This window comes from Maribellus sp. YY47, from assembly GCF_023111095.1.
Lineage (GTDB): Bacteria > Bacteroidota > Bacteroidia > Bacteroidales > Prolixibacteraceae > Draconibacterium.
Window position 1 is genome coordinate 217750 of the sequence record NZ_JALGYW010000004.1, and the last position, 13173, is coordinate 230922.

The window sequence follows — 13173 nt, forward strand, 5'->3', positions numbered from 1 at the left end:
CGTCATAACTTTGTAATTCTGTTTAATATCCCGAAGGGATAAAATAGGATTAACCTCGGGTGAAACCCGGGGGTGATGTGTAAGTGAATCAAAGGCGCAATCAATAAGCTATTTAAGGCGCAATCGTTTTCTGCGCCTTGTAATCTAACTATTTTTATGAAATGCTGCGACAAGCCTTACTTTCATTCCTGTTGGTGATTCCTCGGGATCATGACTATTTTATTTGAACTGTAATTTTACTTTCCAATACAGTAAATGTTTTTAACTCCTTTAAAAATGTAACTATCCTTTGTAACTGCAATGGAAGCCCAAAACTTGTCGTCAATCGAATTGCTGCCAAGAACCTCAAACTCGCGACCGGGCTTTATAATGTTTGTAACGCCTTTTTCATCATAAAAATAAAGCTGGTTGTTGCAAATCCATGGCGATGCCCAGCATGCGGCCACTTTACCTGCTTTTTCCTTATAAACATGTTCCCCTGTTTCCGGATCAATACAGGTAACTTCTCCATTTCGATCTGCGATCAGGTAAAGGAGCCCGTTGTACAGCACCGGCGAAGGGTTGCACAAACCGGCGAGCGTGTCCGACCAGGCTACAAATTCGTTGCTGCTTTTGTAGGCGGGAGTTAGCTTTCCGCTTGCACCTGCTTTTACCGCATGCAAAGGGCCAACATCACGCGGGCCGCCCGACAAACCAACATATATTTTTTCTTTGTCAAAAACGGGAGATGCCACAGCTCTTCCCTTGTTGAATTCCAGTTCCCAGAGTAACTCCCCGGTTTCAGGATTGTAGGAACGTGCTTTTGTGCCAAGCGTTACCAGTTCTGTTCGCAAACTGTTTTCCCAAATAACAGGAGTGCTGTAAGTAGTGGTTTCGTCACGATCGATCTTCCATTTTTCATTTCCGGTTTGCGCATCGTAGGCGATTAAAAATGAATTTTCTTCGTTATCAACCAGTACATAAAGCGTGTTGTTGTACAAAACCGGCGACGATCCGGTTCCCCAATCATTCAGCGTGGGATAAGCACCGGGATCTTGTTGCCATACCAGGCTCCCATTTAAATCGTAACAATAAACGCCATGCATACCGTAGTAAACCCACACATGTTTTCCGTCAGTTACCGGTGTTTCGCAGGCATAAGTGCTACCTGCGTGCTTTTTTATTCGCGGGCTTCCTTCGCGGGAGACCACATTCCAAAGCTTCTTCCCACTGTTGGCATCAAGACAGGTAAGTTGCCAGCGGTAAACATCTTCGGGCAGGCTGTTTTTGTCGGCTTCCTGTTGAGCAGGATCTTCCGATTTCGGTTTTTCAGGCGCTTTTTTTACCAGTACTGCCGACGAGTAAAACACCTTGTCATCATAAACGATGGGAGACGACCAGCTTTCTCCGTCCATTGCTTGTGTCCATCTGATGTTTAAACTATCGCTCCAGTCGGTAGGCAGATTTTGACCGGGAACGATCATATCCGATTTTGCTCCTCTGAACTGAGGCCATTCATTGGTGGAACACGACGAAAGAATAAATATTAAAATGATAAGTGATACTGATCCTCTGAGCAGGATGAGATGTTGCTTTTTCATGTTAATATCAGTTGTTAATTTTTGGTTGAATTATGGTAAATTTATGAAAATTCGGGAAAGGGGAAAATCTTTCCGCTTAAGATTAAAGGACTATATGATAGTGATTTAAATCAATTTTCTTGTAACTTTTAAAGAAAATAAACATATGACAGTTATTTGCAGGAATATTTTTTTCGCAGGATTGCTATTGATGGGGCTTTCAGCATGCAAGACAGGAATTGACAAAGACACTTATGGAAAGTTTCAAAACAGCGGTAGTGAAATTACAAATCAGGCGCAGGCGGTACTTTTATCAAATGTTGGAAGTGCCATCCAAAAAGGAGGGACTGAATTTGCAGTTGAATTTTGCCATCTAAAAGCGTCTCCTTTGATTGATAGTCTGAGTCAGGTTTTTTCGTGCAACATCTCGCGTGTTTCCGAAAAGAACCGGAATCCGAATAATGCGTTAAATAAAACAGAACGTGAACTGTGGAAAGTTTTTCAGACAAGGACTTTACCCGATACGCTTTTGAGATTAAACAGCAAAATCATTTACTATAAACGAATTCATACTGCCATGCCGGCGTGTTTAAAATGCCATGGTAATGTTGATGGAGAGATTGACAGCGCCACTCTGGAAAAAATTCAAAAGTTGTATCCCAACGATCTGGCAACGGGATATCAACTAAATGATTTCAGGGGTTTATGGAAGGTTGTGTTTGAGGAATGAGTCACCATACATGGTGTAGAAAGTAATGTAAGAGAAGATTCATTTTAGTAGGAATTTGCCGGAGCAACAGCGTAATCTTGATTCTGGGACCTACAAAAGAGTTGCTATTATCGCAGAATAGGCAAGGTCCAATACCGTTTTATTCCAAAAACAAAAAAATCAGTGAAGAAGAAATGATGCTTCATCACTTAAAAACATTAAAATTGTAATACCAATGCAGCTAAAAAAGAATCGATGAAATGACAAGTCTTTGGTTTCGGCACAACTGGTAATTTTTGATTGACGTTGAGAAAAGTAGGTTAACAGATGCCACAGGATGCAGAATTTTTCGAATTGCAATTTCTTCGTAGAGCAGTATAGCCGTAGTTGGGAAAGGGACATTACATTATTTAAATTCTCAATTCTAATGTCATTTTCAGGAAGGGAATAAAAAGCTATCCTTTTGCGGAAGATGATGGAAACGGTACCGGGTAAATAGTTGAAACAAAAAGACAATAGTTAGGCTTTGCATCTTTCTACAAACATATGGTTAAAGGACGAGGGGGGATTCAAAAGGTTTTTTGAAAAACAATACCCGTCGCTTTGCATATTCGCAGATCATTATCTGCAGGATAAGGACGCGAGTGCGGATATTGTACAGGAGGCGTTTGTTTATGTGTGGAGTAAACGGGAATACATTAGCGATGCCGCAGCTGCCAGATCATACTTGTACAAATACATAAAAAATCATTGTTTGAATTTAATACGTGATACCAAACGCCGTCACGAAATATTATTTGAAAGACTTGAGTCTCCCGAATTTTTTCGCGATAATTTGATTGAGCGCGAGGCTTACGAAATAATTTATTCGGCGATTAAGGATTTAAGCTCTCAAAATCAGCAGGTAATAGAACTTTCGCTCGATGGTTTATCCAACAAGGAAATTGCTGAACAGCTTGATATCACTATAAATACTGTAAAAACAATCAAACAAAGATCTTTTAAAACTTTACGAAGAGTTTTGAGTCCCAGCTTATTTACATTCTTGTGCATGTTTAGCGAAAACTAAACCCAAAAGCCAAAACAATAATTTTAAAAATTTATATGAAAAAAACGTTTTGGGTGTCACCCCAAATCGATACTTACGTGCTTCATTAATGTTGGTATACAAAAACAGACAATGCCCGACTTAGAATACGAAAAAATAGCGTTACTGATAGCTCGCGAAATAAGCGACGAAATTGATGAGGAAGAATTAAGGGAGCTTCGTGCTTGGCGCAATATGAATGCAGCCAATAACGCTTTATATATCAAACTCAAAAATTCCCAAAACTTTAAAAGCTGGCTGGCTGATCGGGAAGATGTAAATGTTGATGAAGGTTGGTCGGCAGTTTACTCGGAAATAAAGAAAAGATCGAGAACAATAATTCTAAGAACCATTACACGCATTGCGGCCATTCTAGTTTTACCGCTTTTTGTAGGGGGTGTTGCCTATTTTTATTTCGACAATCAAATCGCAAAAAAGAAAATCAATCAACAACAGTTCGCCCAAATAAAACCCGGATCATCAAAAGCTACATTAACCTTGTGTGATGGTCGCGATGTTTTTCTGGATTCGATCAATATGTTATCACTCACTGAAATCGATGGTACAGAGATTGAAAAAATTCAGGGGGAGATCAGTTACCGAAAATCAGACGAACAGTTGATGAAACAACCGGTTTACAACATTATCAATGTTCCGCTGGGAGGCGAATACCGTTTGACATTGTCGGATGGCACGAAGGTTTACCTTAATTCGATGACTTCATTGAAGTATCCGGTACAATTTGGCTCTGATAAACGAGAGGTAGAGTTGGTGGGTGAAGCTTATTTCGAAGTCACAAAAAATGCGGGAAAGCCTTTTGTGGTGAATACCAAAGAAATGAAGGTGGAGGTTTTGGGGACATCGTTTAATGTAAATGCTTACGAAGACTCAAAGAATACAGTCACTACTCTGGTTGAAGGTAAAGTGAAACTATCGAATACCCAGGACGATGAGAATGTCCAGATTTTGAATCCAAACGAACAGGCCGTAATGGATAATCTGTCGGGTAAAATTGCGCTTCGTAATGTCGATGTAAGCAATTATATCAGCTGGAAAGATGGTCAAATGGTTTTCTACGATATGCCGCTGGAAGAAATTATGGTTTTGTTAACCCGCTGGTATTCAGCTAAGGTTTTTTACATGAATCCGGAAGTTAAAGACCTGAGATTTAGTGGCAGTTTGGATAAATACGACGAAATTGAAAAGTTCATAGACATAATAAAAGCAACAAATCAAGTTAACGTAAGAGTTAACGACAACACCATTTTATTCGCGAAAAAGTAAGCGAATAAACGGAACTAATAAAACTGAAAAAAAGAAAGACAGGAAATGTTGGCAGCATTTCCCGTCCTGAGAACAAATATCCGCCGCGAAGCGGAGTATTAATAATTAAACATTCAAACTTATGAAAAAAAATGGTGTAATGAGCACTTTCCTTAAGTGGGAGGTGTTTCAATTTTTAATTATGATGAAAGTTGTTTGGGTGATTATTTTGGCTTCAGCATTTCAGGCTGCTGCAACGGAGTCTTACTCACAGGCTACAAAGATTAGTCTAAGTATGAAACAGGCATCGCTTGAAGAGGTCATCTGGACAATGAAGAAAATGACCCAGTTCAATTTTTTCTATCAAAACGATGAGATAGAAGAAGTTCAGGGGTTAAATGTAGAGTTTAGCGATCAAACTGTCGACGCTATTCTCGATGAGTGTTTGAAAAACACGGGCTTAACGTATGAGATCGTTCATAAGGCAGTTATAATCCATAAGGATACCAAGAAAATCGAACCACCGGGTCTGCTTCAGGAAAGCGAAGCAGATGCGCCGCAAAAGAAAACAGTTTCCGGTAAAGTAACTGACGCTAAAGGTTTGCCATTACCTGGTGTTACGGTTATCGTAAAAGGGACCACTGTTGGAACCGTTACCGATCCCGATGGAAATTTCAGCTTCGAAGTGCCAGTTGCAGCTGAAATTCTGCAGTTTTCGTTTGTTGGGATGAAAATGCAGGAAATTGTTTTAGCCGGACAATCAACATTCAATATCGTACTGGAAGAAGAAACAGCCGACCTCGAAGAGGTGGTTGTGGTAGGTTATGGTAGCCAGAAGAAAGAATCGGTAACTGGTGCTATTTCTTCGGTTCGCACAGAAGAGTTGAAACAAAGCTCAGCTGCGAACCTTTCTGTGGCATTGGCCGGACAGCTTCCTGGTTTAACAGTTATGCAATCGTCAGGACAGCCCGGTAGCGATAATGTAAACCTTTACCTTAGGGGGATGGGAACATTAAATGATGCTTCCCCACTTATTTTGATCGATGGTATTCCACGGGAAAGTATTGATAAATTGGATCCTAATGAAGTTGAATCTATTTCAATTCTGAAAGATGCTTCGGCAACGGCAGTGTTTGGTGTCCGAGGTGCAAATGGTGTTATTATTATTACTACACGAAGAGGACAGGAAGGCAAATCGGAACTGAATATAACAGTAAATCAAAGTTATCAGAAGTTTCTTGTTCAGAACGATAGAATTCACTCGTGGGAATTTGCTGAATTACGTAATCAGGCATATCTCAATGGTAACCCCGGAGCAGCAGATGCAGATCTGCCTTTCACTCAATATATGATTGATAAATATAAAAGTGGTGAAGATCTTGTATTCTATCCCGATCGTGATGTGTTTCATGATTATTTTCGGGATTGGGCTCCTCAAACCCGCGTTAACGCTAATTTTAACGGAGGTGGTAAGTTTTTTTCGTACTTCCTGAATGCCGGATATATCGGACAGGGAGGTAACTTCAAAACCGAACCAGAGAGCTTCCTGGGATACGATCCCAGCTACGCTATGGACCGTTATAATTTCAGGGGAAATATAGACTTTAACCTGGCCAGTAATCTAAAAGCATCATTGAATCTTGCAACCTACTTGCAGAAAATGAACACGCCACAAACTGTGTCTTTATTCAGTGGTAGCGTGGAGGGTATGGTTCAGAACATGATTGCTTATACTTGGGGAACTCCTCCTACGGACCCGGGGCCAATTACAGTTGCCGGATATGGAGTACCCGAAAATGAAATTGTAGCTCAGTCGGGGCAAGACAGGAATACCTATGGTGAAATAAACCGCAGGGGATACAGATCGGAAGGTTCAACCGTATTGAATTCTTCTTTGGCAATCGATTGGGGACTGGATTTTATTACAAAAGGATTGAGTGCAAAAGGAATGGTGGCCTTTGATAGTCACGCAAGCACCGTACGTCAGGGATACCGTGGGGTAAATGTTTACGGTTTCAATGTTGCACGGAATGCTGACGAATCGAGCTACTATTCTCCGATTAGGGAAAATCAGGACAAAGCGATGACTTTAACCAAAGGTATGAGTACCTATTATTATTCGAATTATCAGGCATCTCTGAATTACGCCAGAACATTTGGTTTGCATACCGTCACTGGTTTGGCGCTTTATCAGAGAGACAAGTGGGATAAGGCCAGTGCTGATTTACCATATAATGTAATTGGATATGTTGGTCGTGTAACTTACGATTATGACAATCGATATTTAGCCGAATTTAACTTTGGTTATAACGGATCCGAGCAATTTGCACCGAAAAATCGCTTTGGTTCATTTCCTGCTTACTCGTTGGGATGGGTAGCCAGCAACGAAAGTTTCCTGAAAGACAACCCGGTCGTTACGCACCTAAAATTTAGAGGTTCGTACGGTATAACCGGTAATGATAAACTTGGCGACAGCCGATTCTTATATCAGAGTTCAATAACTATGTCAGGAGGGGTTATTCCTGGGTTAGGTTATGGACAAAGTGTTGTACAGGGCAGAATGGGTAATGAAGCTCTTCAATGGGAAAAAGCCGAAAAGAAAAATTTCGGAGTCGATTTAAAATTGTTCAACGATCTTTCGCTTACCGTTGACGTCTTCGACGAGCATCGTGATAAAATCCTTATTAGCAGATCAACGATTCCGGTACTGCAGGGTGTACCGTTAGGTAATATTCCAAAAGTAAATATTGGTGTTGTGGATAATAAAGGATATGAGATTGAACTTGCTTACCAAAAAACGGTGAACAAAGATCTTTCTTTTACCGTGAGAGGTAATTTCAACTACAACGAGAATACTGTAAAATATGCTGATGAAGTTCAATACGGAGAAGATTATGCTTACCGTTACAGGAGTACTGGTTTTAGTATCGGTCAACGTTTTGGATACCAGATTGATTACAGTAATGGTAATGGTTACATAAATACGTTGGAAGAGCTCGACAATCTTCCTACCTATGAAGTTGGTGGAACGCCAAGACTAGGTGATTTTATGTATGTTGATGTCAATAACGATGGAAAAATTAACGATCGGGATTTAGTTCCAATCGGTAATCCTACGGTGCCGCGTATATCATACGGTTTGTCCAGTGCGATTAATTACAAAAACTTCGACATGTCGTTTGTATTTTCCGGTATCGCTCAAAGTAGTATCACACATACGGGGTGGGGGGTAACTGAATTTGGATTGGTAGGTTTCTTTAGTGATTGGCATAAACAAGCATGGACAGCTGAACGATATGAAAATGGAGAAGAAATTTTATATCCTGCGCTTGGAATGTCGGCCGGTGTTAGCCAGAAATCGAATAACTTCTTTATCATGGACCGCTCCTACTTGCGTTTGAAAAACATAGAGATTGGTTATAGTCTGCCCGAGAGTATTTTAAAACCTGTTGGCATATCCAGAGTCAGAGTTTTCGCTAATGGCAACAACCTGTTAACATGGGATAAATTACCGGTTAACACAATCGATCCTGAACAAAATGATGCACTGGTTTACCCATTAACCAAAATGGTAACATTTGGTGTTAATATGACTTTCTAACCGCTTAATCTGAATAAAAATGAAGAATTACATCTATATAATTTTGGTATTAATTGTTGCGTTTTTCAGCAGTTGTACCGACGCTTTAGACATGGCTCCTGACGGAAATATGCAGATGGATGAGGTACTGTCTGATCCGGATAAAGTGGAAGCCTTGTTGAACCGCGTTTATAATAACATTCCCCAAAAAGGGTATGCCTACTTCTTTTTCGATCCGGCAGTGGTAGCCTGTACTGATGACGGTTGGACGTCGGAAGATTCACAGGGGCAGTTGGTGGATCAGTACTACAAAGACAATTGTTCGGCCAGCTGGCATCCTATGCGTGATTTCCCCGATGGACACGGTGCCAATAACAATAGTTATTGGAGCCGTTACTGGCAACAGATACGTTTATGTTCGCAGTTTATTGAAGTGATTGATGAAGCTGCTGTTAACGATGAAGCTGACCGAGGAAGATTTAAAGCAGAAGCTAAAGTGATGAGAAGCTTCTTTTACATGGAGCTGATTAAATGGTTCGGAAAAGTTCCTGTATTGAACGAAACAGTTCCGTTTGATGCTGATTTTTCAACTTTGACACGGCAATCGGTTTATGAAGTTGCTTCGCTTATTGTTGCTGATTGTAATGATGCTTTAGCAGAGTCAGAACTCCCCTGGAGGATAGACGGGAGTGGTGATGGAGGTCGTGCCACAAAGGCTTTGGCCTGCGCTCTGAAATCTGAGGCGATGATGTTTGCCGCCAGCCCGCTGCACAACGAAGGAGAAAACCATTGGGAAGAGGCCTATCAGGTTACAAAGGATGCGGTATCAAAATTAAAAGCAAATGGCTATGAGCTATTTACAGTATGCACCCAACCCAATGTGTTTGGCACCGGCCCTGCAGCTGCCTATCGGCAGTTGGTAGATCAGGATGCAGATTTTGTACCAACACCTCGCGATAAAGAAACCATATACCGGGCCAGATCAGGTGGACTGTTTGTTTGGCATATCGGTTATATTGGAAGTAATATGCCAAATACTTACAAGTGCGGTACCTGTCCGACACAGGAATTAGTCGATGCCTTTGAAACGATCGACGGACAACCTGTATTGGATCTGGAGCGACCTTATTTGGATGAAAAACATCTGCAACCTAACTACAATGAGGCTAATACGTTATACGATCCTAATAATCCGTATGCTAATCGTGACCCACGACTGGCTCAAACGGTGTTGTATAATGGAAGTGAAATCTTGTTTGATAACAAAAAGGTGACGATTGAAACCTACACAGGAGGGAAGCATGCTCCCAGTTGGGATGTTACCAACAGGGTTTCATCGCGAACCGGTTACTATCATTGTAAAATGGTTACACCCGGTGCCAGTGGAACCAACCAAATCAACAACGCAAATTGGAAGTTTTATCGTTTAGGTCAGACCTTGCTTAATTTGGCAGAAACGGCTGCTGAAGCGGGTCACTTGGATGAAGCCAGAGCTGCTGTAAACGAAGTTAGAGCCCGTTCAGGAATGCCCGAGCTCTCTGCCGGTTTGTCAAAAGAAGAACTGATATTGCGAATTCGCAATGAACGTCGTGTTGAATTGGCCTGGGAAGAAAATCGTTTCTTCGACCTTAGAAGGTGGCAAGATCCAAGTGGTGATTTAAGTGAAACCAGTAAATGGTTTACAGCCATGGTTATAACTAAAAATTCAGATGGTAGCTTTACTTATTCACGCCGTAATATCTCGGAGAGTCCTCGCGGAGGATGGCAAAACAGAGATTTACTGCTTCCGCTTCCATTGTCTGAAGCAGCACTGCTTGAGTCGGTAACCGGTCAGCCATGGCAAAATCCGGGATGGTAAACTAATACTTGAATTTAAAATTCATAATTATGACAATAGATAAATTTATCAAATATATAGCGCTCAACATTGGATATTTGTTGATGTGCGTCAATCTATATGCTCAAGGAGAATCTCTCCCCCAAAACCTTGTGGTAAATGAGTACGGAGAGCCGGTTGCCGGTGCTGTAGTTGTTTCAGAATTTGGCAAGAACCAATATGTAACATCTAACGATGGTAGTTGTCAGATTACAGTTGACGATGGAAGCTCATATGTAGTTGTAAGAGCAATTGGTTTTCTGGATTATAAGATTCCTGTGGATGAAATATTAAGCACCCAGAAAATAACGCTGAACTTTGATAATCATAACATGGGCGGTGTTGTGAATATGGGATATAACTCTTATTCCCGAGAATCGGTAACCGGTGCAGTATCTTCGGTAACGGGTGCAGAGTTAGACAAAACCCCCAGTAATATATTATCCGAAACGTTATCAGGTAGGTTACCCGGTTTAACCAACGTGCAAAACCTTTCTGAATTAACTTTTTTCGGATACGGAAACTATACTAAAACAATTCGGGGTATTTCTTCTCGAAATGGATCTTCGCCTCTAATTATTATAGATGGTGTAGTTTGCCCCACTCAGTATTACGAATTCATTTCACCAAAAGAAATCGAAAGTGTGAGCGTTCTTAAAGATGCTTCTGCAACAGCAATTTATGGAATGCAGGGAGCCAACGGAGTGATTGTTATTACCACCAAACGTGGGTTTAATGGCGAAAAAAAGGTAGAAGCTTATGTTGATCAGTCTTTCCAGCAAATGATTAAGCGGCCGATGTTTATAAATTCGGCTCGCTACGCGCAACTTCGGAATGAGGCAGGCGAACGGGATGGACTTGGCACGTATTCTCAGTTTAGTCAGGACGAAATCGACCAGTTTGGTGCAGGTGATAATATTGCATATCCGAATAACGACTGGTACGATATGTTTATCAAAGACTATGTGTTGAGACAGCGCGCAGGAGTAAATGTTTCCGGAGGTTCTAAAAAGTTTAAATATTTCTCTGAATTGAATTTTGTGAACCAGGGCGAGCCTCTGATTGTAGAAGATGTTGCTGACCGTAAATATGATCCAACTCCCCATGTTAATATTTTCAATTTTCGCTCCAATATGGATGTGAATTTTAATCAGTATGTATCGGGTTTTATGCGCCTTGCAGGTAGTGTGAAACGCGAAAAGCAAACAGGAGCCGGGATGAACTGGGATATCTACAGTAACTTACTCAGTTTGCCTCCGACAATGTATGGGCCATTGTCTCCCGAGATTGAGGATGACCCGGACCAGAGCAACCAGGTTGTTACGATTGTAGGAGTTGATAATCCAGCTTATGGCGAAATTAATCGGTCGGGTTATAAAGAGATTATCGAAACCAATGTAATTGCACAAGCCGGATTAAGTGCTGATTTAAGTTTCATTACCAAAGGCTTGTCCGTTAGTGGAGCTATGGCTTATCAGGCCTATCTTCGGAACAATACCTCTACAACTCAGGAGTATTATAAAGTGATTAGAGAAAATGATTATTCGGTGTTGGATAATTTTAGGAAATATGGTGATGACGAGAATACTCCGTTGGCTTATTCCAAAGGTTCAGTTTACTTCTATTATCTCGATTTGTTTGGTACGGTTGAGTACAAACGTCAGTTTGGTGATCATTCAATCGACGCTGCTGCTCACACCTATTATTTATACCAGGAAAAAGAAGCAACAGGAAGCGGAAGTGATGTATTACCTTACAAACGACAGAATGCTGGGGTGAGTGTGCTCTACGGGTTTAAAGACCGTTACTTTGTAAAAGGAGACCTTGGTTATTCTGGTTCAGAACAATTTCATCCGGATAACCGGTTTATAGCTACACCGTCCATTTCAGCAGCCTGGATTGCCTCTAAAGAAAATTTCTTTGATGTTGATTTCATCAGTCTATTAAAACTAAGGGCTTCATATGGTTTAACAGCAAACGATCAAATAGGTGGTTCTCGTTTCCTTTACCTGGATAACATTCGTTCTTCCGGCGAAGAGAAAGAGAGGGGGAATCCTGATTTGTCTCCCGAAAAAATTAAAAAGCTGAACCTTGGTCTTGATCTTGGTCTATTAAATATGTTTACCATCGGTGTTGATTATTTTAAAGATAAAGTCGACAACATGTTGGTGAATAGTTCTTCAACAATTCCCGTTTACCAGGGTATTCCTCTTGGGTACTATCCTAAACTGAACAATGGTAAAATGGAAAATAAGGGCTACGAAATTTCGGTTGGTTTCAATAAGCAATTCAGTAAAGAGCTGAGAGCTTATGCTACTTTTAATTTCATGCAGGCGAAAAACAAAGTGATTAGCATCAACGAATCTCCTTATTCTGATGATTATGCTTATCCGTACCGTACCGAAGGATATCGCTATGGGCAACAATGGGGGTATAAAATTGACTACAGTAACGGAAACGGAATGTTTAATTCAGAACAGGAATTAGCAAGCTCAAACCTCGTTTATTCTATGGGTATACCGCGTGTGGGTGATTTTATCTATCAGGATTTGAATAATGATAATACAATCGATGAAAAAGATTTAGCGCCCATGGGATATGCCAAGATACCTGAGCAAGAATATACTTTCAACGGTGGCGTAAACTGGAAGAATTGGGAAATGTCGTTTCTTTTCCATGGTGTAAGAAATGCTTCTCAGTTTATAAGCGGTACAGGGGTTTATGAAAACGAGAGCCTGGGAATATTCAATGATATTCATTTAAATGCATGGACACCTGAACGTTATGCTGCCGGAGAGGAAATTTCATATCCTGCTCTGTCATTGTTACCTTCAACCAACCACGTTAACAACGATTTCTTTTTGATGGATCGTTCGTATCTGCGTTTAAGAAATCTTGAGATTGCTCATACCTTACCGGTAAACCTTTCCAAGAAAGCGTCGAAGGAAACCATACGTATTGCCGTTAACATTCAAAACTTGTTTACGATTGATAATGTACAATCAAAATACATCGATCCTGAAATTGGGCAAATGAATACATTCCAGCCTTATAGGGTATATAACCTTGGCGTAAATATTAACTTTTAAATGGCTTTAG

The 13173-nt window shown here is 40.8% G+C and carries 7 protein-coding genes; 6 read left to right on the forward strand and 1 reads right to left on the reverse strand.

The features are described from left to right. Positions 1 to 236 precede the first annotated feature (236 nt). Positions 237 to 1580, reverse strand: a complete 1344-nt coding sequence (locus MR764_RS04985) for a PQQ-binding-like beta-propeller repeat protein (RefSeq protein ID WP_247978297.1) — start codon at positions 1578 to 1580, stop codon at positions 237 to 239. 145 nt (positions 1581 to 1725) lie between these two features. Between MR764_RS04985 and MR764_RS04990 the strand changes: the two genes are divergently transcribed. The 6 genes from MR764_RS04990 to MR764_RS05015 all read left to right on the forward strand — a co-directional run bounded on the left by MR764_RS04990 (position 1726) and on the right by MR764_RS05015 (position 13163). Beyond that, a complete protein-coding gene (locus tag MR764_RS04990; protein ID WP_247978298.1) occupies positions 1726 to 2289 on the forward strand; it encodes a DUF3365 domain-containing protein in 564 nt (187 codons plus the stop codon). Between the two features lie 505 nt (positions 2290 to 2794). After that, a complete protein-coding gene (locus MR764_RS04995) occupies positions 2795 to 3337 on the forward strand; it encodes a sigma-70 family RNA polymerase sigma factor (protein ID WP_247978299.1) in 543 nt (180 codons plus the stop codon). Positions 3338 to 3448: 111 nt separating this feature from the next. Further along, complete coding sequence (locus MR764_RS05000; protein ID WP_247978300.1) at positions 3449 to 4639, forward strand: FecR domain-containing protein; 1191 nt, start codon at positions 3449 to 3451, stop codon at positions 4637 to 4639. A 121-nt stretch (positions 4640 to 4760) separates the two neighbouring features. Next, entirely contained in the window at positions 4761 to 8219 is a 3459-nt protein-coding gene (locus MR764_RS05005; protein ID WP_247978301.1) for a TonB-dependent receptor, read from the forward strand. A gap of 19 nt (positions 8220 to 8238) precedes the next feature. Continuing rightward, a complete protein-coding gene (locus MR764_RS05010; RefSeq protein WP_247978302.1) occupies positions 8239 to 10056 on the forward strand; it encodes a RagB/SusD family nutrient uptake outer membrane protein in 1818 nt (605 codons plus the stop codon). A 29-nt stretch (positions 10057 to 10085) separates the two neighbouring features. Then, positions 10086 to 13163 (forward strand): SusC/RagA family TonB-linked outer membrane protein, encoded by a 3078-nt coding sequence (locus tag MR764_RS05015; protein ID WP_247978303.1) that lies wholly within the window; start codon positions 10086 to 10088, stop codon positions 13161 to 13163. The last annotated feature ends 10 nt before the right edge of the window (positions 13164 to 13173 follow it).

Bases quoted from the DNA above. Each gene is read 5' to 3' on its own strand.
- MR764_RS05000 (WP_247978300.1), top strand. From the start codon at position 3,449: ATGCCCGACTTAGAATACGAAAAAATAGCGTTACTGATAGCTCGCGAA.
- MR764_RS04990 (WP_247978298.1), top strand. From the start codon at position 1,726: ATGACAGTTATTTGCAGGAATATTTTTTTCGCAGGATTGCTATTGATG.
- MR764_RS05010 (WP_247978302.1), top strand. From the start codon at position 8,239: ATGAAGAATTACATCTATATAATTTTGGTATTAATTGTTGCGTTTTTC.
- MR764_RS04985 (WP_247978297.1), bottom strand. From the start codon at position 1,580: ATGAAAAAGCAACATCTCATCCTGCTCAGAGGATCAGTATCACTTATC.
- MR764_RS05005 (WP_247978301.1), top strand. From the start codon at position 4,761: ATGAAAAAAAATGGTGTAATGAGCACTTTCCTTAAGTGGGAGGTGTTT.
- MR764_RS05015 (WP_247978303.1), top strand. From the start codon at position 10,086: ATGACAATAGATAAATTTATCAAATATATAGCGCTCAACATTGGATAT.